The sequence below is a fragment of the Acetobacteroides hydrogenigenes genome (assembly GCF_004340205.1).
GTDB classification, from domain to species: domain Bacteria; phylum Bacteroidota; class Bacteroidia; order Bacteroidales; family ZOR0009; genus Acetobacteroides; species Acetobacteroides hydrogenigenes.
The window spans coordinates 1-23,524 of sequence record NZ_SLWB01000020.1; the positions used below are offsets into that span (position 1 = coordinate 1).

Consider the following 23,524-nt stretch of genomic DNA (forward strand, 5'->3'; position numbering starts at 1 on the left):
ACATTTTGCCACATGCCACATAACTCTCACACCTTCAATTTTTTCGCCTCAATTTTCACCACATCAACCTCTCACAATTCGTTCTGTCCCCCTTACATACGCAACCGTGGCTCATTCATTATGCGCAATGTCGTAAACGTATATCCCGACACGCTTTGCTGGACAGCCGACTTCTCATACTCGTACAATGATCCTACAACGTCAACCTACTTTTGGCAGCCCAACTACGACGACTATCCAGTTGTTGGAGTAACTTGGAAACAAGCGTTCGCCTTCTGCGTTTGGAGAACAAACTACCTCCGCGACTTCTTGAGCGAGCGTGGAGAATCTCCAGTTCACGAATACCGTCTTCCCACTGAGGCTGAATGGGAATACGCTTCGCGCGGAGGAATCGATCTAAACATGTATCCTTGGGGTAACTACTATACCAGAAATCAAAAGGGATGCTTTATTGCCAACTTCAAACCACTAAGAGGCAACTACTCTGACGATGGAGGCGTTAAAACCGTCGCAGTAGCCTCGTATGAACCAAACGACTATGGTCTTTACGATATGGCTGGGAATGTTGCAGAGTGGACAAGTGATGCATACGACGAAAGCGCTTACTCCCTAACTCACGATTTAAATCCTAGCTATCAGTATAATGCTAAGCCCAACGACAAACCTGCAAAGAAACGCAAGGTTATACGTGGTGGCTCTTGGAAAGATGTGCAGCACTTCATTCAATCATCGGCTCGAACTTATGAGTATCAAGACACTGCACGCTCTTATATTGGATTCCGTTGTGTTCGTTCTTTAATGGGGGGTAATTTTTAAACTTGGGAATTATGAAAGGGAAATTAGACTTTGTACAAACAGAGGGTTGGAAGAATTTTATGGCAAAACTCTATGGATGGGGTGCTAGTGCCGTAATTGTTGGAGCGTTGTTCAAGCTAATGCACTGGCCGGGTGCTGGTCCTATGCTTGTAATTGGAATGGGTACAGAGGCTGTTATTTTCTTCTTTTCTGCATTTGAGCCAGTACACGAAGAGTACGACTGGAAACTTGTATTCCCTGAACTTGCAATAAAAGATGAGGAAAGCCTAGAAAGAATTAGAGAAGAGCGTAAGAAGGAAAAAGAGATTAAAACTCCTAGCCAAGTTAGCACAGGTGGTGCAACTAGCATGGTAAACATTCCCAATATTGACATATCAATAGATCAAGGCTCTATCGACAAGGTCAACAAGGGCCTCGGCGATCTTGCTAATGCCGCTTCAAAGATTGCAGACATATCTGGCGTTACTCTAGTTGTTGACGATTTTTCTGGCAAACTTCAAAAAGCATCAGCAGGCGTAGATGAGCTTAATGGACAAATTGGAACGTCTAGCAAAAAACTAGGAGAATCGGTTGACACTCTCAGCAACTCATTCCTTAATGGTGTTAGTTCTGTAAACCAAGCAGGAGATGCTCTTGTAGAAGGTGTTAAGCAGGCAACAAATACGCTCTCGCAAAGCCTAAAGGAAAGTGCATCTTCAATGACTAGCCACTTCGAAAAAGCAGGAAATACCATCGAAAGCACCATATCAGCAAGCACTAAAGAATTATCTGAGAAGATCTACCAATCGGCAGATGTTCTATCTTCTTCATTCGAAAAGGTTAGCCGCCAGGTTCTAGCCGACCTAGAAGCCGTAAAAACTGGCAATGGAAACCAACAAAAGAACATCGAAACGCTAAATAAGAATTTGGCAACACTAAATTCTATATACGAGCTACAAATTCAAGAAACAGACAAGCATCTAAAGAATTCGAATAGTCTTTACCAAGGTGTAGAGGGAATGATTAAGGATATCCGCCTGTCTGTTGAGGAAACACAGAAATTCCGACAAAGCATGCATGCCCTAAACTCGAACATCAACTCGTTGAACGATGTATATGGTAATATGCTTACAGCTATTCACGCTGTTCATAACAACTAAACTCTTACCAAAATTAGAATAAATCATGGCAGGAGGTAAACAGACACCAAGGCAGAAGATGATTGGGATGATGTATTTGGTGCTCACAGCAATGTTAGCGCTAAATGTGTCTGCCGAAGTGTTAGAAGCTTTTGTCCTTGTAGATAACGGACTAAACCAAACGCTAAAGAGTTTTCGATCAAAAAACGAAGACTACTACAACCTGATTGCTGCTGCTGAAAAAAATAACCCAGCAAAGGCTAAGAAATGGATGGATAAGTCCGCCATCTTAAAAGAAAAAGCGCTAGAACTATGCAAGTACATAGAGGAGGTAAAGGTCAAAATAGTAAAAACAGCTGACGGAGAAACAGCAGAAGCGGTATCGAGCACTGGAGTAGATGGCCATAAGGTTTTGGCAAAAAGTGACACCAGCGTCCCTGCAAATATTCTGTTAGGACCTAATGAAAACGGAGATGCTTACGAGATAAAGAAGAAAATAGAGAAGTTCAAAACAGAAATTCTTGGCTTGATCGAAGAAAAAGACCGTTTCCCCGTACTTGTACAAACCATAAATCGAATTCTTGACACTCAAGACCCACCTCTATCTAAAGATGGTGAGAAAAGAACTTGGGCATCTATCAGATTTGAAGGGGTTCCGCTTATTTCGACGCTACCTTTGCTATCAAATATGCAGGTTGACGTTCTCAACTGCGAAGCACTCCTTCTCGACCACTTCTTTAAGCAGATTGATGCACAAGATGTTCGTGTTAACGCATTCGACGTTGTGGTAGTGCCAGAAGCATCTACAATACTAAAGGGTGAAACGTTTAAGGCTAGCGTAATGCTTGCTGCATACGACAAAACGCAGCTCCCAACCATATCGGTTAATGGAGCATCGTGCAAGATAGAGGAAGGAAAGGGTATCTACGAGGCTATTGGCAATTCACTTGGAGAAAAGACTCTAAAATGCCAGGTAATCGTAAAAGGACCAGACGGAACACCTCAAAAATACGAGAAGGAATATAAATATCAGGTTATTCAACCTATGTTTACCGTTTCTCCAACAAAGATGAACGTGCTTTACAGAGGGATTGAGAATCCTGTAGAACTTAGCGTATCTGGTGTACCAAACGAAAACGTTATGGTAGAAATATCCAACGCTTCTATCCGCAAAGCCGGAGGCGTATTCCTGGTAGAGCCAGGTGCAGGACGTGAATGTCAAGTTAGGGTTTTCGCAAAAATTGGCGCAACCAAAAAGCTTATGGGAACCTCATCATTCCGCGTAAAGCAGCTGCCGCCTCCAACTCCACGCCTTGACGGTGCAAGTTCAAAAACCATAAGCAAATCTATTCTTATGTCGTCATTAGGCATACGAGCAGAAATGCCACAAGATTTCGACTTCGATCTAAAGTATACAATCCGCTCTTTTGTGATTACAGGACGAAGTAGAGATGGATACGATCAGAGCGAAAGCTCGAATAGCGCAGCCTTTACCAGCAGCCAAAAAGCAATTCTTGCCAATGTTACATCAGGGCAAAGAGTATTTATTTCTGAAATAAAAGCAGTTGGCCCTGATGGTAGAGTCGTAGAGTTGAATGATTTAGTATATAAAATTCGATAGCCATGAAAATGAAGCTTTTTACTTCAGCATTTCTATTTGCATTTGGCTTTTTATGTGTCAACGTAGCTGTTGCACAAGATGAAGAAATCAAGAAGCCTAGTCTTGTGCCTTTAAGCCCATACACTAAAAACATTTCGCACGAAAGAACACCTCTTGACTTTCATGCTGTTCAAGAAGCTGACATATACAGTTCTTGGAGAGTATGGAGGATGATAGACCTTAGAGAAAAACTTAACCATCCTCTTTACTATCCAACCGTACGAATGCGTAACAGGCACAGCTTTGTTCAGGTACTGGTAGATAGCATTAAGCACGGTGCAATTCGAGCTTACAGCCCCATAAACGACGAATTTACCGATACCCTATCGTTCAAAGAAGTAGCAGAAAAATTTGGAGCCGTTGAGAAAAAAGAAACAAGGCAATCTCTTTCTGGTGCTGACACTACGGTAACCATTCCGGCCGAATGGCGTTGGAGCGAAGTAAAGCAACTTCTTGTACTTGAAGAATGGTTTATAGACAAGCGTCGCTCAATACTTGATGTTCGCATACTTGGAATCTGCCCAATCCGCGTCTTTAATAAAACGATCAAAACAGGAGATGAAGAAGCGGAAACGGATGCAGAAGATGACAGCGAATTAAGTAAGGTTAAACTCTTCTGGATATACTACCCAGAAGCTCGCAAGGTACTAGGCCGTACAATGGCATTTAACCCACAAAATATAGGTCCAGAATATACCTATGACGACCTTTTACTAAAACGAAAATTCTCATCTTACATCACCAAAAAGGCTAACACCTACGACGATAGGAGCATTAGTGACTATACGGTTGGTGGAATTCCAAATATGCTCGAGGCAGAGCGTATTACCAACGAGATTATGGACAAGGAACAAGACCTTTGGGAATACTAGGGTATATATAAAAAACATAAAAGGAGGCTAAGCCTCCTTTTATGTTTTAATCCCAAGCCAACCAATAACCGATTACTTAGGTTTAAAGTTCGTCTCAACATCAGAAGCATAATTCTTAATCTCGTGCTCATTATGCTTATTAATAATCATTGTCGCATCATCTGTTTGGATAACAAGGTAATCTGTTAATCCTTCAACTATAATCGGACGATCGGTCTTATTCTCTATAATGCATCCTGTAGAGCGGTATGCAAGAATCTTATTACCAACCCTAACATTATTTACCTCATCCTTAGGCGAGTTATTGAATAGAGAGTTCCATGTGCCAACGTCAGACCATCCAAAGTCGGCACAATGAACGTAGACATTGCTTGCGCTCTCCATTATACCATAGTCAATCGAAACAGATCGGCATAGGCTATACACCTTAGCAATAAAGTCTTTTTCCTGAGGCGAATTATAGATACCAACGCCATCTCTAAACAACGAATCTATTTCGGGAAGATGAGTCGAAAAAGCTTTAAGGATCGACTTGAGGCTCCATATAAAGATTCCCGAATTCCAGACAAACTCACCGCTATCAACAAAAACTCTAGCAATCTCTCTATTGGGCTTTTCCGTAAACGTCTTTACCTTAAAGATAGAAGGATGCCCCTTAACAGCCTCATTATGGTTTATCTGAATGTAACCATACCCCGTTTCCGGACGATTGGGCGTAATGCCCAGCGTCATTAGAACATCCTGATTCTCGGTAAACACAAATGCCGATTCGACAGCCATAAGAAACTCGCTCTCGTTAAGGATCAGGTGATCGGCTGGGGTTACCACAATATTCGCATTCGGATCTATATTTAGGAGCTTATAGCTTGCATACGCAATACAAGGTGCCGTTTTCCTACGGAGAGGCTCAAGCAAAACCTGATTTTCAGTAAGCATAGGAAGCTGCTCCAATACAAGCTCTTTGTAAATATCATTAGTAACAACAAAGATGTTCTCAACAGGAATGATACGACTAAAGCGATCGAAAGTACTTTGAAGAAAAGTTTTCCCAACACCCAAAAGGTCAAGAAACTGTTTCGGAGTCGAAGTATTGCTCAACGGCCAAAAGCGGCTACCAATACCACCTGCCATTATAATACAGTAACGATTTGAAGCCATTACATCATTTTTTATGTTGCAGAAGCAAAGGTACTAATAATATCTTCCAAATATAAAATTGGTTAAGCCATCAATCTTCCGTACTTTTGCACATATAAAGCGTAGTAATGAACTTTTTTGCATCAATAGGCAAATACACCCTCTTTATCCACCGAGTTTTCTCGAAACCCGAGAAATGGAGCATTTACTATAGCAGAACCATCATCGAGATAGAGAAGTTGGGGATAAATTCAATCGGCATTGTACTTATTATATCCGTTTTCATGGGGGCGGTAATAACCCTACAAACGGCTTATAATACCACTAGCCCCCTACTTCCGACCTATATCATCGGGGTTGCTGCACGAGACTCCATACTCCTAGAGTTTAGCTCCACAATTGTTGCCCTTATTCTAGCAGGGAAAGTAGGCTCCAATATTTCTTCTGAAATAGGAACCATGCGCATAACCGAACAAATTGATGCGCTCGAAATAATGGGGGTAAATTCTGCTGGATTTCTTGTCATGCCAAAGATTATTGGCGCGATGTTCTTCTTCCCCGTTCTAACAATCCTTAGCATGGTAATCGGCATCTTTGGAGGATGGCTCGTGGGCGAGTTTACAGGGGTAATTACCACCATGGAATACATCAAAGGGATACAATGGGGCTTCATTCCTTTCTACGTAACCTACAGCCTCGTTAAAAGCGTTATTTTTGCCTTCATCATAACTTCCGTGGCTGCTTTTCACGGATACCACGTAAAAGGAGGCTCTCTAGAAGTTGGAAAGGCCAGCACCAAAGCTGTTGTTGTAAGCAGCATCCTCGTTTTACTCTTCAACCTAGTCATTACCCAACTACTGCTAAAATGATACGCTGCATAAACGTCTGCAAAACCTTTGACGACCGTGAGGTGCTGAGCAATATTGATACAACCTTTGAAAAAGGAAAGACAAACCTCATTATAGGTCAGAGCGGATCTGGGAAAACCGTTCTGCTAAAATGCATGGTAGGACTACACGAGGTTACCTCTGGCGATATCATGTACAGCGAGACCAACTTTTCAGCGCTATCCAACAAACAGCGAAGCGAAGAGCGTAAAAAGATTGGTATGATATTTCAGGGTGGAGCGCTATTCGACTTTGCCACCGTAGAAGGAAATGTGCTGTTTCCGCTAAATATGTTCACCAATATGAGCGAAGAGGAGAAGCTTGATAGAGCAAACTTTTGCCTCAGAAGGGTGAACCTGATAAACGTTAACCACCTTTACCCCTCACAAATAAGCGGAGGTATGCAGAAGCGAGTTGCTATTGCACGAGCAATTGCGCTAAACCCCAAGTACCTGTTCTGCGACGAACCCAACTCGGGCCTAGATCCCATCACTGCAGGCATCATAGACAACCTGATAAAGGAGCTAACCATAGAATACGACATCACTACCATTATTAACACCCACGATATGAATTCGGTGATGCAAATTGGAGACAAAGTAATGTTCATTCATGAGGGCAAGAAATGGTGGGAAGGTTCTAAAGATGATATTCTTGATAGCGACAATCCTGAATTGAACAAATTCGTATTTGCCTCAGAAATGGCACAAATGGTAAAAAAATACCATAACAGGCTAAAAATGAAGTAGCAGCCTTACTTTATCTCTTCAAAGTCTACGTAGTCGCCAGTATCTCTTTTGATTTTCTTGTCCTGCTTAGCGTTTGAATTGGTAATTGTAACATCACCCTCGCGATGGTTCTCCTCTTGCGAAGTTTGCCTGTTGCCGCCAAAACCGTAGGTAAAGTTATGGAAGAAGGCTCCGTTGCCATTCTCAAAACCTCCAAAACGTTTTTGCATTCGCTTTATGTATAGTTTTAGGGCTAACTTCCCCAGAAAACCAAGAAGATAGAATCCAAGAATCAGAAAAATAATAAAAGTCAAAAATCCTTCCATTTCAAAAAAATTACGCGCCAAAGATAGCACCATTGCTACAAAATAACCTACTTAAAAATTGCTTTCTCTAAAGTAGCGTAGTACCATCGGCTAATATTTGGGTACTTACAATTAAGTTACCCTTTATCTCAATAGCAAAAAGCATTCCATCTACTCCATCAAGAACAATTTCAGACTTTCCGATGCCACATGGAAAGCCTCTAGACAGTTCACCTTTAGCGTTAAACTGGTAAACATTGCTACTGCTATCGAACAATAAGAAGGGGCTACGACTCCCTCCACCAAGAATTTGTAGTCTAGACATTTCGCCTATAACTTTCATTGTTTTATCAACCTTCAGATCCTTAGCAAGAACCTTAATACCAGAGCTACTTTTCAATAAAATAAAGTAACGATCGCCGACCATACCTTCTTTTACCCCATAGCAATCTTTAAACACACCTGACAGTTTGTCTGACTGGGCAAGTAGCTTGCCATTTAATGCCACTACCCTTTGTGGAGAGAATAGCACCATCTTTTGATCTGCGACAATAACCTGCCCATTACGTAGGTCGAATGGAAGCCTCCTTACAATGGCTCCCTTTGCATTCAGTATCTCTGTCCTACTATCCCTAGACAAAGCGATATAGTTTTGGCTCCTGAAGGTAAACATCACAATCTTAGTCGGCATAAATGCCAGCTTAACCAACCTTTTAGGCTGCTCCTTACCAAATGGATTTACAAGGTATAGGATCCTACCATTATCAACAATATAGGTAAGATTGGCCCCTTCGCCGATCCCCTTGTCGGATAACCGTTCTATCCTATTAGAAAAAGAAAATCGGCTAATAATCTCTCCCTTATCGTTTATATAAGTAAGCGTTTTATCTACAACCAACGAAAGTACATTACGTCCATGCTGTGCTATGCTAAATATAGTATCAGGCTTACTTGGAAGTCGCCTACTCCACTTAGTATGCAGCCCAGCATCTAATGCTACCAAACTGTCGGCCTTAACAGCAACAAGTAAGCTTCCACCCTCCTGCTTCTGTAAAACCGTACACATCGCCAAAGGCTTTGTAGAAGCATACGCAGATGTTGTATTCGGACTCATTCTCGCCCTCCCCATATAACCGGATAGCAGCAAGTTATCTCCACTCGAGGTCACGGTAAAAGCAAGTCCATGCCAAGCCCCAATATTTTTTTTAGATAAGAAATCCAACGCAAGAGCCTTAAAGATAGACTTTAAAAATTTTTCTGAGGATGATGGATTAATGTATAAAGCAGCGACACCCGTATTGGTTACCTTCTTTTTCCACAGCCCACAAATGCTAGCATTCTTGCGCAAGGAAGCAATGGAGCATTCGTAGTTAAGCATTCTTATGGCACTTTCAGATGCTGCCATTACCACCTTACTATCCTTTACCTGTATATAGGATGGCTTTACCATCTGAAACGATGCTCCAAGTATTTTTTGCAAACTAGCATTTGTTGAATCAAGAGCAAGCTTTACGATCTGGCTCTCCTGAATACGCCTCAAACAAGGCAGTTGCTTTAAATTCTGAAGCAACACTCCTGCATCCTTTGGATATAGAATAGCAACAAAACCAGACGAGTCTGTTCGTACGCTTTTCACATGCTGAACAATAGCACGTTCAGGATTAACGGTTAGCAACAGTCTTTTAAGATCACACTTACTGCTATCCCTATTGTTCGGATACAGATGCTTCATCTCGGTTCGATAGTCATCAAAACAGCGTTCAAGGCAAAATGCCGTATTCTCAGTTAGAAGCGAAGGAGAGAGAAGCTCACGAGGATGCACCAACGCCATCTGCTTACCATATTCGCTCTGCTCATCTACAGTAAGCATTCCACTAAAGGTAGCCTCACTATCGTTATGCGTATAGTCAATAAGCATCCAACTGCAAAGACGAGATGCTACATCTGCCATGTTCAGCCCATCTAAAAAAACATTAGCCTTAAGCCAAGGAGCAATAGCCTTAATATTTACAACAATTGAAGCATCGGATGTTGAGCTTGTAAGCTTATATACATTTTGAAGTTCTGGAGACACAGCCGATTCCACGTCAATTTTACGTGCTGCCGATTCAATTAGAACCAACGAAGGACTAAAGGATGTTATGCCCTTTGCATGCATAAAGTACAAAGAGTAGCCATTCGAGAATGTACAAGTGTATATCGTCCGATTATTGTAGCTAATTTCGTTAACCTTGAGCTTCGCAAAACTGAGTAGCTCTTTCATCTGCCTATTGCTCAACTCCTCGTTAGAGTTAAGCAGCACCAACGGCTCAATCCTGTTTTTGCCAATAGGGTGAAAGCTGATGAGCATCGGATTCTCCAGCATCTCCCTAAACTTAGAGTTCCCCTCCAACCGCTTTATAACCTTATCGACATAGGGATTAACAGCACCCGTAAAAGGATTCTTATCGCTATTCCCTCCAGCAAATGCATCTAAATGATTAACCCTTACCACCGCAACAACATCTGTAGGAATAGCCGTTAGTATGTTTGTTGCCTGGTTCTCCTTTTTGTAGTAGTAAATAAACGCACCACCAAGCCCAGCAAGCAGCATCAGGCCTAGCGCAATAAGTATAAGATATTTTTTAGTTGACATAGCAAAAAATCTTGTATCAAAGATATAAACAAGAAAGCGGATTGCCGTTACAAGATGGTCTTTTTAAGGTGTTTTATGCACACACGGTCGTAATCCGCGTTTGGCAATCAAATCATTTTAGCCTTACTTTGCATAAACCGCAACGCAAAATGGAAGCTACCAAGAAACCAATTATCCACGAGAGCTGGTACAATGTACTAAATGCTGAGTTCGAAAAGGATTACTTTATGTCGTTGAAAGCATTTTTGGTGGAAGAGAAAAAGCACCATGTTGTTTACCCTCCCGGACCACTCATCTTCAACGCTTTCGACACAACACCTTTCGACGAAGTTAAGGTGGTTATTCTTGGACAAGACCCCTACCACGGTCCTGGTCAGGCCCATGGACTTTGCTTCTCGGTTCCTGAAGGCGTTCAGCCTCCTCCTTCGCTGGTTAACATCTTTAAAGAACAGAACGAAGACTTAGGTCTACCACGACCTCAACATGGCAACCTAACCGCTTGGGCAAAGCAAGGTGTTCTTCTTCTTAACGCAACGCTAACGGTAAGGGCTCATACCGCCGGTTCGCACCAAAAGAAGGGATGGGAAACCTTTACCGATGCTGCCATAAAGGCCGTTTCCGACAACCTTACGGGTGTGGTATTCCTGCTTTGGGGTAACTATGCGCAAGCCAAGAGCGCCATTATCGATACATCAAAGCACCACATCCTAAAGTCGGTGCATCCCTCACCCCTTTCCGCATCGCGAGGGTTCTTTGGTTGCAAGCACTTCTCGAAGGCCAACGAGCTGCTGAAAGCACAAGGCAAAGAACCAATCAACTGGAGGCTTCAGTAGAACTACAGCTTCGGGTTCTCCTTATGCCGATTGGCATCGCGCAGCGTCTTCTTCTCCAGATTTTTTTCTAGCGCCTGGGTAAGATCTATGCCAGTTTGGTTGGCAATGCACATCAGCACAAACAGCACATCGGCCAGCTCGTCGTCAAGGCGCTTGCCCTTGTCGCTCTCCTTCTCCGACTGCTCGCCATAGCGCCTAGCCATTATCCGCGCCACCTCGCCCACTTCCTCCATTAGAATGGCAAGGTTGGTCATCTCGTTAAAGTAGCGCACGCCGTACTCCTTAATCCACGCATCGATGCGGGCTTGAGCCTCCTCTATGGTCATCACTCTCTGTTTTTAGTATCAATAACAATGGTTACAGGGCCATCGTTGAGCAGCTCCACCTTCATGTCGGCGCCAAAGATTCCCGTGCCCACAGGCTTACCTAAATCGCGCTCCACTTGGGCTACAAACTGGTTGTACATAGGTATGGCAAAATCGAGCTTAGAAGCCTTGATGTACGATGGCCGATTCCCCTTCTTGGTGGAGGCGTGCAGCGTAAACTGGCTAACAACAATGATGTCGCCACCTACCTCAGCCACCGAACGGTTCATCACGCCTTGCTCATCCTCAAAGATGCGCATTCGAACGATTTTTCCGCTTAGCCACTCGATATCCTCCGGAGTATCGGCATCCTCTATCCCAACTAGGATAAGCAGCCCCTCGCCTATCGAAGATTTAACCTCGCCATCGATGGTAACCGAAGCCTTTGCTACCCGTTGAACTACTGCTCTCATCTATCATTATTTTATAAAGCCCCTAAAAGTATAAAATTGACGGCAAAGGATACGCACAAAGGTCAATTTGGACAAAACATCAGACAAAAGCAGCAAAGAGAGCATCATCATGCTATATTTGATGCCAGCAAATAATCGCAACCATGCAAAAAATACTACTACTAGCAGCACTGCTAACCTCAACAACGGCAATTGCACAAAAAAGTGAAAGCCCCTATCAGCCTAAAGACCTAACGGCCGAAATGGTTTTCTCCAAAAGCATAGAAGGCCCTGCTCAAGGGCCCGATGGAATTCTCTACCTCGTAAACTTCGAGCGCAAGGGAACTATTGGGCAAATTGACAAGCAGGGTACCCCATCGCTCTTTGTCAACCTCCCCGAAGGGAGCACCGGAAACGGTATCCGCTTCAACCGCAAGGGCGATATGTTTATTGCCGACTACACCGGGCACAACATCCTCACCATACAAAGGGGAAGCAAGGAGGTGAAGGTATTCGCCCACGAGCCAAAGATGAATCAGCCCAACGATGTGGCCATAACCTCCAGCGGTATCCTATTCGCCAGCGACCCCAACTGGAAGGATAACACCGGCAACCTCTGGCGCATTTCGCCCAAAGGAGAGGTAACGCTCCTTGAGGCCAACATGGGCACCACCAACGGCGTAGAGGTAAGCCCCGGCAACAAGTATCTCTACGTTAACGAATCCATCCAGCGCCGCATTTGGCGATACAACATAGACAAGCAGGGCAACATCAGCAACAAAACGCTCTTCTACACCTTCGACGACTTTGGAATGGACGGCATGCGCTGCGACGTAAAGGGAAACCTCTACGTTACGCGCCACGGTAAGGGAACCGTTGTAATCCTTTCTCCAAAAGGCGAGCTTATCCGAGAGGTAACCATGAAGGGTAAGCTACCCTCCAACATCGCCTTTGGCGGTAAGGATGGAAAGACCTGCTACATCACCCTACAGGACAGGGGGTGCGTAGAGGTATTCCGCAGCGAGGTTGCCGGAAGGGAGTACTAGAAGTTTTACTGATATTCAACCCGTGAACGTTGCCAATGCTTAACGACCTATCATTCGAGGAGGTTCTATGCCGCACCTGCAGCAAAGTAGAGATGCAGGCTATTACCGAGGTGGTGTGCCAGCATCCCGAGAGGATCAACGAGGTGTGGGCTCTCGCCAACTCGTCCATCCCAAACGCCTGGCGAGCCGCTTGGGCGCTGGCGCATATCAACGAAAAGAATAGCCAGCTGCTTATCCCCTATCTCGCAGAGATAGCCGACATCGTCACCACCACCAAGAACCTCAGCATCAAGCGCGAGCTATTAAAGATTCTGATTCTTCACCCCCTACCCGACGAGCCATCGGGGGTGCTGCTCGACAGCTGCTTCGAAACGGTAACCTCCAACCTCGTCCCTGTAGGGCTAAGGATGTACGCCATGAGCATGGTTGCCAAATACTGCGACAAGTACCCCGAGCTTATCCCCGAATTCGTTGCCGTGCTCGAAACCATCTTGGCAGAGCCCCCATCTGTAGGCATGAAAGGCTGGGCAAGCCGGCTAGTACAACAGCTCTCTCAGAATAAGAAGCTAAACGGAAATAGACGGAAGCGTTTGTAAGATTAAAGAAATTAAAGAATATCCATAACGTTTAGTCAAAGTTCATTGCCCTCCCACCTGGCGCCTCGACTCCGCTCGGCGACCAAGCTAAGCAAAACCGAAACTCGGCAACCGAGCAAAGCCTATACCGGTAGCCGAGCGGAGCCGATACCGGTAGCCGAGCGAAGCCGAGGCTAAAACAGCAAACCCCACCGGAGACACTCCTGGCGGGGTTTACCAATATTAATTAGGTGTAGCAGTTTGTTTATCGACGACGGCTATTGGGCCTCATGGCGCTCAAGCCCCAGCGACCTCAGCTCGTTCTTAACCTGCCCTAAAGCCTGCTGTAAAGCCAAGCCCTGATTCTGAAGCTCGTTAAGCCGGTTCATTTCCCAATCGGTAAGGTTGAAAGTCATCCTCAGATCACTTCCAAAGTCAACATCTAGCGTATGCATCTTTTCACCTCCCATGATTCTAAACATCAGTAAAAATAAAAAAGCCACCCATACGTCTTTCGGACGTACACGTGGCTAACTTCGTTAAGAGCGAAAAACGGGGCTCGAACCCGCGACCCTCAGCTTGGGAAGCTGATGCTCTACCGACTGAGCTACTTTCGCATGGTGTAGGGGCAAATGTATAAATATTTTTGAATCGATGGCTAGCGCTCCCAAATTTTCTTTCCGTTAAAAGTGGATGCGAGTACTAAAGCGAATCCCTTTTCTTTCGGCCAACAAAAAAATATTTCCCCCATCAGCGCACCAACCAACCCCCGTTCGCCGTAGTCTATATCAGCGCTCGAGGCTAGGCGAAGTTTGTAACTTCGCCTTTGCTAAGTAGCGGTCTTTAGACCGCAATCAAATGTAGCAAAAAAGCAAAGCGCAGACCTACGCCCCCTCGGCAGCCAGCCAACGAAAAAATTTCCCCCCATCAGCGCACCAACCAACCCATCTTTTTCATATTTTCAGATGACCTAAAAATATACTAACCCAACTGCTTAACCATGACAAAGCGCAAGTACCGAGGAACCGACTCCCAAATGCTGATGGCCGCCTACCTGATTGCCGATCGCGGTATAGAGAAAGCGCAGCTCCTTGCCGAACGCCGCCCACAATGGGCCGACCCCTTCTTCCCAAACCTAAAGGCCAAAATCAACGAAGCCTTCAGCAAGAATATGGGCGTAGACATCCTCGCCTACCAGCAGGAGGCCACCGCAAAGGTTAAGGGCATCATCGCCACCGCGCACCGCGGCATCATGGACCTGAAGGCCGAAATCGAGGTAGGCTTCCGCAGCAGCCCCACCCGCAGAAGCGTCCTCCTTACCGAGCTCGGCTACGACAAGCTGCCCAAAAAGAACATCAGCCAGAGCCAGTACGTCCAGCTGCTGGCCACCCTACGGGCCAACCTCACCCCAGCCGTAAAGGCCGAGCTGCTTGAGGTAGGCGCCAACCCCGCCGCCATCGACGCGCTGCTGCAGCTGGCCCAGCAGCTCATCGAGGCCAACGACCGCCAGGAGTCGCTGAAGACAAACCGCAAAATCCTAAACGCCGGTAACATCGCCGAGCTCAACGCCCTCTACGACGAGGTAACCGCCGTGTGCAAGCTTGTAGCCACCTACTTTGCCGGCAACCAAACCATGAAGGAGCACTTCAGCTTCGCCAAAGCGCTAAAGGCACAGGGGTACATGCGCCGCTCCAAGAAGAAGGAGCCATCCGCATCGCCCACCAAGCCAGAAGCCGCCGCTCCCAACCCGCAGGCCAGCAGCCATGGCGCCTCCATCGCCCCCACGCTGATCGACGGCGCCCCTTCAGCCACCGTCGCCAACGAAAAAGCAGCCGCTGCCGACGAGTAAGCAGCGGCCGAAGCCATTTCAGCAATGGCCGAAGCAATATAGGTCATGGCCGAAATCATTTCAGAAGTGGTCGAAGAGAATTCAGAAGCGGCAGAAACGAAGAAGGAAATGGCCGAATCCACAACAGTAATGACAGAAACTATATCAGAAGCGGCCGAAACAAAATAAGAAATGGCAGAAATCATATCGGTAATGGCCGAAGCTACATCAGCAATGGCAGAAGCCATACCAAAAGTGGCCGAAGGCGCATCAGCAACGGCAGCCAAAGCAAAGGAACGGAAAGCGACCGCAGCAGGTCAAGCAGCAGCAAAACGGCACCAACAAAAAAAGGACCACCTTTCGGTAGTCCTTAGAGCGGAAAACGAGACTCGAACTCGCGACCCCAACCTTGGCAAGGTTGTGCTCTACCAACTGAGCTATTTCCGCGTATCGTCTTAGAGTGCCGTTGTTTTTCTAAGACGATGCAAAAGTAGCTATAAAATCGGTATCTGCAAATTTCATCAGGAGACAAATTCAAAAATAGTGTCAATTTCCTTCTTCTGCTTTGGAGGGAAATCGTGGCTGGCGTACCCAACCACCACCATAGCAACCAGTTCGCAATTAGAGTCGACATTGAGCATTTTTGCGATTTCCTGCTTGGCAATTAGCGGCGACGACATCCAACAGGCGCCCAACCCCATGTTTACCGCCGCTAGAAGCATATTTTGTACGCAGGCGCCGATGCTCTGCATGTCGGGATAGGCTCGCATGCGGTTTACCTCGTCGTGCGTAAGGGTAACGCCCTGCTCGAGCACCGACTCGTAGGGCGACGAAAATACGAAGATAACGGCAGGGGCTTTCTCAAAGAAGGTCGAGAAGTACTCCACCTGCTTCTTGATCTGCTCGCCCACCTCGCAGTTCTTTTCGGGTAGCGCCTCTATCTTTTGGGCCACAACAGCGGCAATCTCCGACATTTTCTCCCTGCTGGTCATGGCCACAAATCGCCAAGGCTGAAAGTTATTGACACTTGGGGCAAGCCCGCCAATGCGGCATATTTCGCGAAGGGTATCCCTAGCAATCCCTTCGTCGGTATACGAGCGAACGCTCGTACGCTTTTGGGCAACATCAATAAAATCCATAGCACGCGTTTTTTCTGCTCAAGTTAAGGCTTCTTGGCAAATAACGCAATAGGATTAGCAATGGTAGGACGGCTGGCGATGTACACCCCAAGGCAAACGAGAAGCATGGATACGACCTTTACCCAGCCCAGCGAGTCAACCCCAAGAAAGAGGGCGAAAACGGCGGCTATAGCCGGCTGCGTGTAGGCAAAGATGCTAACCGTGGTGGCCTTAATATGGGTAAGGGCAAAGGAGGTAAACAGGTAGGCCAAAAAGGTAGCACCAACCACAATAAAGGCGATATCGACAATGGCGTTGAACGGTTGGGCGAATAGGTTGTACTCCAGCATGGGCTTAAGTCCGATGGGCAGCATCTGCACCGTACCAAAAAGGAAGACCCACTTGATAACCGTTAGCGAGGTGTACTTCGACATGAGGGGCTTAACCGTAACCAGGTACAGCGCATAGAACGTTGCGTTGCCTAGTATCATGATATTTCCGAGCAGATGCTCCCTTCCAAAGCTTGCCGTTCCGCTGTAGGTTACCAGCGATATGGCCCCTGCCGCTCCAATAACGATCCCCACAACCTTCGATGCCGTAATCCGATCGTTCAGCAGAAGCGAGGAGAGCAGCAGCACCAGTATTGGGCCAAGGGTTACGATAATGGCGGCATCAATCGGGGTTGTTCGGGCAATTCCGTGGATAAACAACGATTGGTTTAAGGTTACGCCAAAAAGAGCCGCCAAAAAGAGCCGAAGCAGATCGCGCTTCTCCACCCTTTCCGACTGGTAGAAAAGCGACACCAGCCACATCAGCGCAGCCGCAACAAGAATGCGGTACATGGTTAGCGTAACCGGATCGATGTACACCTTTACCACCATCTTCGACACAACGTAGTTGACCCCCCATATTAGGTTAGCCCCCACAATTGCAGTAACTGCCCAAAACTTAACAGACCTTCCGTTCAACATCTTCCATTCTTAGTTAAAAAAGAACCTCCGGTTTCACCGAATTTCCCTACATTTGGAAAAATTCAACAGACAGATGAGCCAAGAGATTAAAAAAAATGTGGTTGGCAAAGTTAAGACTTCGAATATAATTTACCCCATCATAATAGGATTCGGCGTAATTGGCTACATGGTTTATGCAGAGTTTAACCCCAAAGCCTTTGCCGCCATATCCTTCACAGCAAGCTCTGCCTTTTGGCTAACCTTAGCGCTCGTTCTTATGGCCTTTCGGGATATCGGCTACATGATTCGAATTCGCCTACTAGCCGACAACCACATTAGCTGGCGTCAGGCGTTTCGGATTGTCATGCTCTGGGAGTTTACTTCGGCGGTTACCCCTTCGGCCGTAGGGGGTACCAGCATCGCCATACTTTTCGTTCATAAGGAGGGACTGTCCATTGGTAAGAGCAGCGCCATCGTAATGGCCACCTCCTTCCTCGACGAGCTCTACTTCCTTGTTGCAGCACCTATTGTCTTTCTTATATTTGGAAGGATGGAGCTTTTCAACGTGCAAGGCTCTTCGAGTTTGGTCCAGAGCTTATACACCATTGCCCTAGTTGGGTACTTCATAAAGCTCGCCTATACGCTCGTGCTCAGCTACGGCCTATTTTACAATCCTAAGGGGCTAAAGTGGCTTATCGTAAACATATTTAGCATCCGCTATCTTCGAAAGTGGAGGTATAGCATGACAAAGGTTGCCAGCGAGATCGTAATGTCGAGCAAGAACCTACGCTCGCGCCCGGCTTCGTTTTGGATAAAGACATTTGGGGCAACCTGCTTTTCGTGGACATCGCGCTATCTGGTAGTTAACGCCCTACTTCTAGCATTCTTCACCATGCACGACCAGCTGCTCATCTTCGCACGCCAAATGGTAATGTGGATCATGATGCTGGTAACGCCAACTCCGGGCGGTAGCGGCTTTGCCGAGTACCTCTTTACCGTATTTTTGGGCGATCTGATACCCGTTGCAGCCGACTTGCAGAAGGGGCTTTCGGTAGCCTTTGCCTTCATCTGGAGGCTGATTAGCTACTACCCTTACCTAATCATAGGAGCACTAATCGTACCACGATGGATTAGGCATAAATTCCACTTCCGGAAACAACCTCACCACCACAGCCCACACATCTAGCGGGTAATCATCTTAAAAAAGGAGTCCATCAGCTCAAGGCCATCGAGATGGTGCTGAAAGAAGCTCTTTACAGCAGGATTAGGGGTAATGCCAAAAACATTTCGCTGCGCATTACAAATCGCGGCAATGCTGCTGGTCGATCCATCAGGATTGCTCTCTTTCGACACATAGCCGCGCTCGTCGCAGTAGCGTAATAGTATCTGCCCCTTCTGCTGAAGCCTACGAACTGACTCGTCACTAAGACGGTAGTAGCCGAGCGCATGCGACAGGTACAGCCGAAGCGGCTTATCGAAATCGACCAAATAGGTTAGCGGCGACCGCTTAAATTCAGACTTTACGTCTACCATAGCATTCACCAAACTGGTACGAGAAGTACGCACAAATCCCCCCTCGAGCAATCCTGCCGCACAAAGAATCTGAAAGCCGCTTTGAATCCCAACAATAAAACCACCCTGATCAGAGTACTCCGAAAGGCTAGTATATAGCGAACTCTGTTCTATTCTTCGCTTTAGCTCTTCGCTATCGCTGTAGAGCGTGCTTGGCGGAACCATAACTAGGTCGTATTTCCATTGCTCCGTATTGCCTAAATCAACTATTTCTGCGCTATTATGAAAATGTTCTCTTAAAATCTGAACAAGGCTCACATCCATTCCAGGAATATTAACAATCCCTATTTTCATCTATTTAGATATAATCAGGTTAAGTAGCATTCTATCAAATATAGCAGAATGTTTTTACAGCGCCATTTTTTTAACTTTTTATCTTTTGATTTTACAAACTAAAATGAGTTTATTTAACAAAAAGGGAATTCTGGCACACGCACTACTGGCTTTATGAAGATTTTCAAGTACATACTACTTATTGTAGCAGTAACATTACTGCTTTTTGGTTCGTTTTTATACTACTCGGAAAAAACATTGCCCACCTATAAGCCCAAGGAGGTTATTTTTAGCAGCAGCTCGCAAAGCACCTTCGACAAGGATACCATCACCATTCTCACATGGAACATTGGCTACTGCGGATTAGGAAAGGACATGGACTTCTTTTACGATGGAGGAACAAGGATGCGTACCAGCAAGCCCATTACCCTTAGCAACCTTAAAGAGATTGTAAGAACCCTTACCGCAAATAACGATGCCGATTGCATCCTTCTTCAGGAGATTGACATTAATTCGAAGCGTAGCTACAACATCAACCAAGTGGAAGAAATGAAAGCCAACATGCCCGACTACCAGCACTACTTTGCAGCCAATTACGTTGCCGATCTCATTCCTGCTCCAATATCAAGCCCACTAGGTAGGGTAAACTCCGGAATCTTAACGCTAACCCAAACAAACCCCCAACAGGTAGCAAGACATAGCTACCCCGATAGGCATCCATGGCCCGAAGGGCTCTTTATGCCTAAACGATGCTTCATGGAGAGCCGAATCAGCACAAAATCAGGGAAAGAGTTGGTTATTGTAAACACCCACAACTCGGCTTACGATAACGGTAGCCTCCGAAAAATGGAGATGGACTTGCTTCGCGGCTTTGTTCTTAAAGAGTACCAAAAAGGCAATTGGATTATCGTAGGTGGTGACTGGAACCAAAATCCAACAGGTTACCTCCAGAAAAACGTAGATAAGGAAGCCTTAAAACATTTCACACCTGGCCAAATCCCCGAAGGCTACTTTCCAAAAGGATGGCATCTTGCATGGGATAAAGGAACCGATTCGAACCGTTTCCTAAACAAGCCCTACCAACAAGGAAAAACCATGACAACAACGATAGATTTCTTCTTACTTTCGCCCAACATCGAAACCCTAAGCGTACGAGTACTACGCGATGGATTTACCTACTCCGACCATCAGCCGGTGCGGGCCACATTTGTACTCAAGCAACCTTAATTTTGAATCAAAAGACAACCATTACCGACCATAAAAGACGCGTAAAGAAAAGCTTACCGTAAGCTAACAAAACTCTTAAATTACAGCGAGCTAGTTTGATTTAAAAAACTAATAGCTACTTTTATCTCGGATAATGAAGGGGTAGCAATCGCCTCTAATGGCTGTTTGGAATAGGATGAAGCTATGAATGTAACAGACGAAGAACTAGGATGTTTCATAAGGACTTTAAGGGATAGTGGAGGATACGACCTCAGCGATTATTCTGATAAATCGCTGAAGAGAAGGCTACAGAAGGTCCTAGATGACTCTAGGCTCCCCTTTGGCACCTTTATTGGGAACATCAAGCAAGACAGGCTTTTCGCCGAAAAGGTTCTAAAGGATATTACCGTAAATACCACAGAACTTTTCCGCGACCCACAAATGTGGCAAACCCTAAGGCATCGCATACTACCCCGTTTTAAAGCAAATAAAACAATAAACATTTGGCACGCAGGATGCTCTACCGGTCAAGAAGTTTACTCGATGATCATCTTGCTAAACGAGATGGGCCTGCTTGACAAAGCAAAAATTGTAGCAACCGACATCAACAATGATGTGCTTGATGTTGCCCGTAAAGGACAGTACAAGTATCGCTTCAATATAAGCTACCTCGACAACTTCGATCAGGTTATGAAGCACAACCCTTTTAACTACGACGAGGTTTACGATGTTTCCTACGAAAAGTATTTCGTAATAGATAAGGCTAAAGATATTCTTTCCATAAAAAAGGAGTATACCGAGATCCCCTTTTTTAGGAAGCATGATTTGGTAAAGGACGGAACCTTTGTTTACGCCAAGTTCGACATTGTATTCTGTAGGAATGTAATTATTTACTTCAACAATAAGCTGCAGAACAACGTGTTTAACCTATTCCATCAGAACCTTTACCCAAAAGGATGCCTAATTCTTGGTGCACACGAAGCAATTCTTGGACCTTGGGCTCCCCGGTTCGAAAAGAATGGATCATTCTACACAAAGAAATAAGCAAATGCTATGGCAGCAGAAATAGGTATAGTTGAAACTCGCAACGTTTTTAAGCTCATACTCGAAAAGCACGAGCATGACTTTAGGGACTACTCTATAACATTTCTAAAGCGAAGATTGGAGCACATACTTCAACTCCACGGGATACGAGATACCGAAGCTATAATGCGAAAACTAGATCTGGACAAATCTTACTTTAACCAGTTTCTAGCCGATTTTGTTCCATCAACAACAGAGATGTTCCGAGATCCATCGCTATGGAGATACCTCAAAGAAACCATTCTACCCGAGCTCTCCAAAAGCATATCGCCAATCAAGATATGGATCCCATCGTGGGATAGCGGAGAGGAGCTATACTCGCTTGCTATTACCTTAAAAGAAATGGAACTCCTTAGCCGAACAAAAATTTTTGCCTCAACCTACTCAGAACTTGTAACAAAAAACATCAAAGAAGGGAAGGTTGACCCTAAAAAGATGGAAATGAACGAGGCAAACTACCAACGCTTTCAAGGAAAAACCATATTCGGGAACTACTTTAAGCCCGCAGCAGACGGCTCTCTATTATTTAAAACAGAGTTGATTCGAGATGTAGTATTTGTAAGACAAAATGCTAATTTTGATAGCTCGGTTCCGGGGTGTAACCTTATACTCTTCAGGAATCAGCTTATATATATGAATATTAGCCAAGAAGAGAAGGTTATCAGCAACCTAAGAGACAACCTAAATACAGGTGGATTTTTGGCTATTGGTATAAAAGAGAACCTAGAGCATCTTGGTTGTGGAAGCAGCTTTATCAACTTGAACAGTTCAGAAAAGGTTTATAAAAAGAAAAATGGATAGCCTATGTATAAAGCAATAATAATTGGCGGATCGGCTGGAAGCTTTCAGGTAATAACGAAGATTCTTCATGCTCTACCTGCAAACTACCCCCTACCCATTATTCTTTGCCTGCACAGGCTAAAACATGTACGGTCGGGCTTCGTAGAGGCGCTCTCCATAAAGTCGGGGATACCTATTATAGAGCCTGAGGATAAGGAGGCTATAAAGCCAGGAAGAGCATATCTGGCTCCTGCCAACTATCACATGTATATCGACCTAGGCAATAGAATTGCTCTATCGACGGAAGAGCCAGTTAACCACTCACGTCCATCGATAGACTTGTCGTTTATCAGCGCTGCGCAAACCTACAGAAATAAGCTTTTGGGCATTATTCTCTCGGGTGCAAACAAAGATGGGGCCTACGGACTAAAGCGCATAAAAGATTTTGGAGGAACCTGCGTTGTTCAAGATCCAAAAGAATGTCAGGTAAGCACGATGACGGAAGCGTCGCTCAAACTTACCAAGGCAGATATGGTACTTAGTACAAACCAAATAATTCAGCTTTTGCTGAAGTATAAATAGATAACTATGAAAATTGCGGCAAATATACTTGTGGCTGGATTGTTGCTATTTGGATTCGCTGCTTTTGCCTTTATCCAAAACGCCTTGATCGAGGGAACTACCCCTTGGTATGGATATATATGTTTGGCATTGTCGCTTCTATCCGGCATCATCCTTTTTGCACGATTTCAATTTCAAAAAGATCAGATCAAAAAGCTCTCCGAGAGAATCGAAACCCTTAGCAATTCTCTTAATGCTAGCGTAAAGCAGGTTGAAACAAAAACAGCGAAAGAGTCTAGTGCAGCATCGACCAAAGAAATCGCCCAAAGAATCGTGCAAACGCTAAATCTTGAAGCAGGCATAGAAGCAGTATCGGAGGAAATCCTCATGAAGCTAGCTAAAGAAGTATCATTTGCTCATGGGCTCTTTTACGTAGCTGATAAGCAAAATAAGGGTTACTTTAAGCCCACATCGAAGTACGCATACTACTCCGAGCGAGAACTCGACGGCTTCAAAATTGGCGAAGGCATAAACGGTCAAGCAGCAAAAGATCAGCAACCAGTACTGCTGGAATCAATACCCGAAAACTATGTCACTGTCGTTTCGGGATTAGGAAAATCTAGCCCACGTGCCCTTTCGCTATACCCAATAGTGCACAACAAGAAGACTGTTGCCCTACTAGAGCTTGCTTTCCTTGCAAAGCCTACAACCCAAAAACTTGAGATCATCGGAATCTTTTGCGAAACTATTGGAGAAAAGCTTTCCCAAAAACAACTTGCATAGT

The 23,524-nt window shown here is 45.2% G+C and carries 26 protein-coding genes and 2 tRNA genes; 17 read left to right on the top strand and 11 right to left on the bottom strand.

Annotation, left to right across the window (positions count from 1 at the left end; genetic code table 11):
* From porK to porN, 4 genes are all read left to right on the top strand, one after another.
* Positions 1 to 816 (top strand): T9SS ring complex lipoprotein PorK/GldK (gene porK / locus CLV25_RS14900; RefSeq protein WP_165877105.1); only part of this gene is annotated, 816 nt, incomplete at its 5' end.
* Positions 817 to 827: 11 nt separating this feature from the next.
* The gene (gene porL / locus CLV25_RS14905) at positions 828 to 1,955 is read left to right on the top strand and encodes a type IX secretion system motor protein PorL/GldL (protein ID WP_131840466.1); all 1,128 of its coding nucleotides are present in this window, start codon (positions 828 to 830) and stop codon (positions 1,953 to 1,955) included.
* A gap of 25 nt (positions 1,956 to 1,980) precedes the next feature.
* Positions 1,981 to 3,555 (top strand): type IX secretion system motor protein PorM/GldM, encoded by a 1,575-nt coding sequence (porM, locus tag CLV25_RS14910; RefSeq protein ID WP_131840467.1) that lies wholly within the window; start codon positions 1,981 to 1,983, stop codon positions 3,553 to 3,555.
* Between the two features lie 2 nt (positions 3,556 to 3,557).
* Positions 3,558 to 4,466 carry a type IX secretion system ring subunit PorN/GldN gene (porN, locus tag CLV25_RS14915; protein ID WP_131840468.1) on the top strand — a complete coding sequence of 303 codons (909 nt, stop codon included), beginning with the start codon at positions 3,558 to 3,560 and terminating at the stop codon, positions 4,464 to 4,466.
* Between the two features lie 72 nt (positions 4,467 to 4,538).
* On the opposite strand, the gene CLV25_RS14920 is transcribed toward porN, so the two are convergent.
* On the bottom strand, positions 4,539 to 5,624 hold the full coding sequence (locus tag CLV25_RS14920; RefSeq protein ID WP_131840469.1) for a mannose-1-phosphate guanylyltransferase: 1,086 nt from the start codon (positions 5,622 to 5,624) through the stop codon (positions 4,539 to 4,541).
* 107 nt (positions 5,625 to 5,731) lie between these two features.
* Between CLV25_RS14920 and CLV25_RS14925 the strand changes: the two genes are divergently transcribed.
* Both CLV25_RS14925 and CLV25_RS14930 read left to right on the top strand, forming a co-directional pair.
* Entirely contained in the window at positions 5,732 to 6,472 is a 741-nt protein-coding gene (locus CLV25_RS14925) for an MlaE family ABC transporter permease (protein ID WP_131840470.1), read from the top strand.
* On the top strand, positions 6,469 to 7,239 hold the full coding sequence (locus CLV25_RS14930) for an ABC transporter ATP-binding protein (RefSeq protein WP_131840471.1): 771 nt from the start codon (positions 6,469 to 6,471) through the stop codon (positions 7,237 to 7,239). Before CLV25_RS14925 ends, CLV25_RS14930 begins: the two co-directional genes overlap by 4 nt.
* 5 nt (positions 7,240 to 7,244) lie before the next feature.
* Here CLV25_RS14930 and CLV25_RS14935 read toward each other — a convergent pair whose 3' ends face one another.
* Both CLV25_RS14935 and CLV25_RS14940 read right to left on the bottom strand, forming a co-directional pair.
* Positions 7,245 to 7,577, bottom strand: a complete 333-nt coding sequence (locus CLV25_RS14935; RefSeq protein ID WP_131840472.1) for a DUF4834 family protein — start codon at positions 7,575 to 7,577, stop codon at positions 7,245 to 7,247.
* A gap of 34 nt (positions 7,578 to 7,611) precedes the next feature.
* Positions 7,612 to 10,158 carry a hypothetical protein gene (locus tag CLV25_RS14940; protein WP_131840473.1) on the bottom strand — a complete coding sequence of 849 codons (2,547 nt, stop codon included), beginning with the start codon at positions 10,156 to 10,158 and terminating at the stop codon, positions 7,612 to 7,614.
* A gap of 149 nt (positions 10,159 to 10,307) precedes the next feature.
* Here CLV25_RS14940 and ung point away from each other — a divergent pair, with 149 nt between their 5' ends.
* Complete coding sequence (gene ung, locus CLV25_RS14945; protein ID WP_131840474.1) at positions 10,308 to 10,991, top strand: uracil-DNA glycosylase; 684 nt, start codon at positions 10,308 to 10,310, stop codon at positions 10,989 to 10,991.
* A gap of 2 nt (positions 10,992 to 10,993) precedes the next feature.
* Here ung and CLV25_RS14950 read toward each other — a convergent pair whose 3' ends face one another.
* Together CLV25_RS14950 and dtd are read right to left on the bottom strand one after the other, a co-directional pair.
* The gene (locus tag CLV25_RS14950) at positions 10,994 to 11,317 is read right to left on the bottom strand and encodes a nucleotide pyrophosphohydrolase (RefSeq protein ID WP_131840475.1); all 324 of its coding nucleotides are present in this window, start codon (positions 11,315 to 11,317) and stop codon (positions 10,994 to 10,996) included.
* The gene (dtd, locus tag CLV25_RS14955) at positions 11,317 to 11,769 is read right to left on the bottom strand and encodes a D-aminoacyl-tRNA deacylase (RefSeq protein ID WP_131840476.1); all 453 of its coding nucleotides are present in this window, start codon (positions 11,767 to 11,769) and stop codon (positions 11,317 to 11,319) included. The genes CLV25_RS14950 and dtd overlap by 1 nt, the downstream gene beginning before the upstream one ends.
* A 143-nt stretch (positions 11,770 to 11,912) precedes the next feature.
* On the opposite strand from dtd, the gene CLV25_RS14960 reads away from it, so the two are divergent.
* Together CLV25_RS14960 and CLV25_RS14965 are read left to right on the top strand one after the other, a co-directional pair.
* Positions 11,913 to 12,794, top strand: a complete 882-nt coding sequence (locus CLV25_RS14960) for an SMP-30/gluconolactonase/LRE family protein (RefSeq protein WP_131840477.1) — start codon at positions 11,913 to 11,915, stop codon at positions 12,792 to 12,794.
* Between the two features lie 35 nt (positions 12,795 to 12,829).
* Positions 12,830 to 13,390 carry a hypothetical protein gene (locus tag CLV25_RS14965; RefSeq protein WP_131840478.1) on the top strand — a complete coding sequence of 187 codons (561 nt, stop codon included), beginning with the start codon at positions 12,830 to 12,832 and terminating at the stop codon, positions 13,388 to 13,390.
* 257 nt (positions 13,391 to 13,647) lie between these two features.
* Here the strand turns inward: CLV25_RS14965 and CLV25_RS14970 are convergent, their stop codons facing one another.
* Positions 13,648 to 13,851 carry a hypothetical protein gene (locus CLV25_RS14970; RefSeq protein WP_131840479.1) on the bottom strand — a complete coding sequence of 68 codons (204 nt, stop codon included), beginning with the start codon at positions 13,849 to 13,851 and terminating at the stop codon, positions 13,648 to 13,650.
* A 62-nt stretch (positions 13,852 to 13,913) separates the two neighbouring features.
* Positions 13,914 to 13,986: transfer RNA gene (locus tag CLV25_RS14975), tRNA-Gly, on the bottom strand.
* A gap of 383 nt (positions 13,987 to 14,369) precedes the next feature.
* On the opposite strand from CLV25_RS14975, the gene CLV25_RS14980 reads away from it, so the two are divergent.
* Complete coding sequence (locus tag CLV25_RS14980; protein ID WP_131840480.1) at positions 14,370 to 15,218, top strand: hypothetical protein; 849 nt, start codon at positions 14,370 to 14,372, stop codon at positions 15,216 to 15,218.
* A gap of 45 nt (positions 15,219 to 15,263) precedes the next feature.
* On the top strand, positions 15,264 to 15,386 hold the full coding sequence (locus CLV25_RS16115; protein WP_262709479.1) for a hypothetical protein: 123 nt from the start codon (positions 15,264 to 15,266) through the stop codon (positions 15,384 to 15,386).
* Positions 15,387 to 15,571: 185 nt separating this feature from the next.
* Here CLV25_RS16115 and CLV25_RS14985 read toward each other — a convergent pair.
* From CLV25_RS14985 to CLV25_RS14995, 3 genes are all read right to left on the bottom strand, one after another.
* A tRNA-Gly gene (locus tag CLV25_RS14985) sits at positions 15,572 to 15,644 on the bottom strand.
* Positions 15,645 to 15,718: 74 nt separating this feature from the next.
* Complete coding sequence (locus CLV25_RS14990; RefSeq protein ID WP_131840481.1) at positions 15,719 to 16,336, bottom strand: nitroreductase family protein; 618 nt, start codon at positions 16,334 to 16,336, stop codon at positions 15,719 to 15,721.
* Positions 16,337 to 16,359: 23 nt separating this feature from the next.
* Entirely contained in the window at positions 16,360 to 17,286 is a 927-nt protein-coding gene (locus tag CLV25_RS14995; RefSeq protein ID WP_131840482.1) for a DMT family transporter, read from the bottom strand.
* Positions 17,287 to 17,359: 73 nt separating this feature from the next.
* Between CLV25_RS14995 and CLV25_RS15000 the strand changes: the two genes are divergently transcribed.
* Positions 17,360 to 18,451 (top strand): lysylphosphatidylglycerol synthase transmembrane domain-containing protein, encoded by a 1,092-nt coding sequence (locus tag CLV25_RS15000; RefSeq protein WP_131840483.1) that lies wholly within the window; start codon positions 17,360 to 17,362, stop codon positions 18,449 to 18,451.
* Here the strand turns inward: CLV25_RS15000 and CLV25_RS15005 are convergent.
* Positions 18,448 to 19,131, bottom strand: coding sequence for a phosphoribosylformylglycinamidine synthase subunit PurQ (locus CLV25_RS15005; RefSeq protein WP_131840484.1), 684 nt, complete (start codon positions 19,129 to 19,131; stop codon positions 18,448 to 18,450). The genes CLV25_RS15000 and CLV25_RS15005 overlap by 4 nt on opposite strands.
* A 153-nt stretch (positions 19,132 to 19,284) precedes the next feature.
* On the opposite strand from CLV25_RS15005, the gene CLV25_RS15010 reads away from it, so the two are divergent.
* From CLV25_RS15010 to CLV25_RS15030, 5 genes are all read left to right on the top strand, one after another.
* On the top strand, positions 19,285 to 20,337 hold the full coding sequence (locus CLV25_RS15010; RefSeq protein WP_131840485.1) for an endonuclease/exonuclease/phosphatase family protein: 1,053 nt from the start codon (positions 19,285 to 19,287) through the stop codon (positions 20,335 to 20,337).
* Positions 20,338 to 20,520: 183 nt separating this feature from the next.
* Positions 20,521 to 21,360: a CheR family methyltransferase gene (locus tag CLV25_RS15015; RefSeq protein ID WP_131840486.1), complete on the top strand. Its 840-nt coding sequence runs from the start codon at positions 20,521 to 20,523 to the stop codon at positions 21,358 to 21,360.
* A gap of 9 nt (positions 21,361 to 21,369) precedes the next feature.
* Complete coding sequence (locus tag CLV25_RS15020; RefSeq protein ID WP_131840487.1) at positions 21,370 to 22,200, top strand: CheR family methyltransferase; 831 nt, start codon at positions 21,370 to 21,372, stop codon at positions 22,198 to 22,200.
* A 3-nt stretch (positions 22,201 to 22,203) separates the two neighbouring features.
* Positions 22,204 to 22,761, top strand: coding sequence for a chemotaxis protein CheB (locus CLV25_RS15025; RefSeq protein WP_131840488.1), 558 nt, complete (start codon positions 22,204 to 22,206; stop codon positions 22,759 to 22,761).
* 6 nt (positions 22,762 to 22,767) lie between these two features.
* Entirely contained in the window at positions 22,768 to 23,523 is a 756-nt protein-coding gene (locus CLV25_RS15030; protein ID WP_131840489.1) for a GAF domain-containing protein, read from the top strand.
* Position 23,524 lies beyond the last annotated feature (1 nt).

Bases quoted from the DNA above. Each gene is read 5' to 3' on its own strand.
- CLV25_RS14925 (WP_131840470.1), top strand. From the start codon at position 5,732: ATGAACTTTTTTGCATCAATAGGCAAATACACCCTCTTTATCCACCGA.
- dtd (WP_131840476.1), bottom strand. From the start codon at position 11,769: ATGAGAGCAGTAGTTCAACGGGTAGCAAAGGCTTCGGTTACCATCGAT.
- CLV25_RS14995 (WP_131840482.1), bottom strand. From the start codon at position 17,286: ATGTTGAACGGAAGGTCTGTTAAGTTTTGGGCAGTTACTGCAATTGTG.
- CLV25_RS14930 (WP_131840471.1), top strand. From the start codon at position 6,469: ATGATACGCTGCATAAACGTCTGCAAAACCTTTGACGACCGTGAGGTG.
- CLV25_RS15010 (WP_131840485.1), top strand. From the start codon at position 19,285: ATGAAGATTTTCAAGTACATACTACTTATTGTAGCAGTAACATTACTG.
- CLV25_RS14970 (WP_131840479.1), bottom strand. From the start codon at position 13,851: ATGTTTAGAATCATGGGAGGTGAAAAGATGCATACGCTAGATGTTGAC.
- CLV25_RS15005 (WP_131840484.1), bottom strand. From the start codon at position 19,131: ATGAAAATAGGGATTGTTAATATTCCTGGAATGGATGTGAGCCTTGTT.
- porM (WP_131840467.1), top strand. From the start codon at position 1,981: ATGGCAGGAGGTAAACAGACACCAAGGCAGAAGATGATTGGGATGATG.
- ung (WP_131840474.1), top strand. From the start codon at position 10,308: ATGGAAGCTACCAAGAAACCAATTATCCACGAGAGCTGGTACAATGTA.
- CLV25_RS14980 (WP_131840480.1), top strand. From the start codon at position 14,370: ATGACAAAGCGCAAGTACCGAGGAACCGACTCCCAAATGCTGATGGCC.
- CLV25_RS14920 (WP_131840469.1), bottom strand. From the start codon at position 5,624: ATGGCTTCAAATCGTTACTGTATTATAATGGCAGGTGGTATTGGTAGC.
- porN (WP_131840468.1), top strand. From the start codon at position 3,558: ATGAAAATGAAGCTTTTTACTTCAGCATTTCTATTTGCATTTGGCTTT.
- porL (WP_131840466.1), top strand. From the start codon at position 828: ATGAAAGGGAAATTAGACTTTGTACAAACAGAGGGTTGGAAGAATTTT.
- CLV25_RS15000 (WP_131840483.1), top strand. From the start codon at position 17,360: ATGAGCCAAGAGATTAAAAAAAATGTGGTTGGCAAAGTTAAGACTTCG.
- CLV25_RS15025 (WP_131840488.1), top strand. From the start codon at position 22,204: ATGTATAAAGCAATAATAATTGGCGGATCGGCTGGAAGCTTTCAGGTA.
- CLV25_RS14950 (WP_131840475.1), bottom strand. From the start codon at position 11,317: ATGACCATAGAGGAGGCTCAAGCCCGCATCGATGCGTGGATTAAGGAG.
- CLV25_RS14940 (WP_131840473.1), bottom strand. From the start codon at position 10,158: ATGTCAACTAAAAAATATCTTATACTTATTGCGCTAGGCCTGATGCTG.
- CLV25_RS14965 (WP_131840478.1), top strand. From the start codon at position 12,830: ATGCTTAACGACCTATCATTCGAGGAGGTTCTATGCCGCACCTGCAGC.
- CLV25_RS14960 (WP_131840477.1), top strand. From the start codon at position 11,913: ATGCAAAAAATACTACTACTAGCAGCACTGCTAACCTCAACAACGGCA.
- CLV25_RS14990 (WP_131840481.1), bottom strand. From the start codon at position 16,336: ATGGATTTTATTGATGTTGCCCAAAAGCGTACGAGCGTTCGCTCGTAT.
- CLV25_RS15030 (WP_131840489.1), top strand. From the start codon at position 22,768: ATGAAAATTGCGGCAAATATACTTGTGGCTGGATTGTTGCTATTTGGA.
- CLV25_RS15015 (WP_131840486.1), top strand. From the start codon at position 20,521: ATGAATGTAACAGACGAAGAACTAGGATGTTTCATAAGGACTTTAAGG.
- CLV25_RS16115 (WP_262709479.1), top strand. From the start codon at position 15,264: ATGGCCGAAATCATTTCAGAAGTGGTCGAAGAGAATTCAGAAGCGGCA.
- CLV25_RS15020 (WP_131840487.1), top strand. From the start codon at position 21,370: ATGGCAGCAGAAATAGGTATAGTTGAAACTCGCAACGTTTTTAAGCTC.
- CLV25_RS14935 (WP_131840472.1), bottom strand. From the start codon at position 7,577: ATGGTGCTATCTTTGGCGCGTAATTTTTTTGAAATGGAAGGATTTTTG.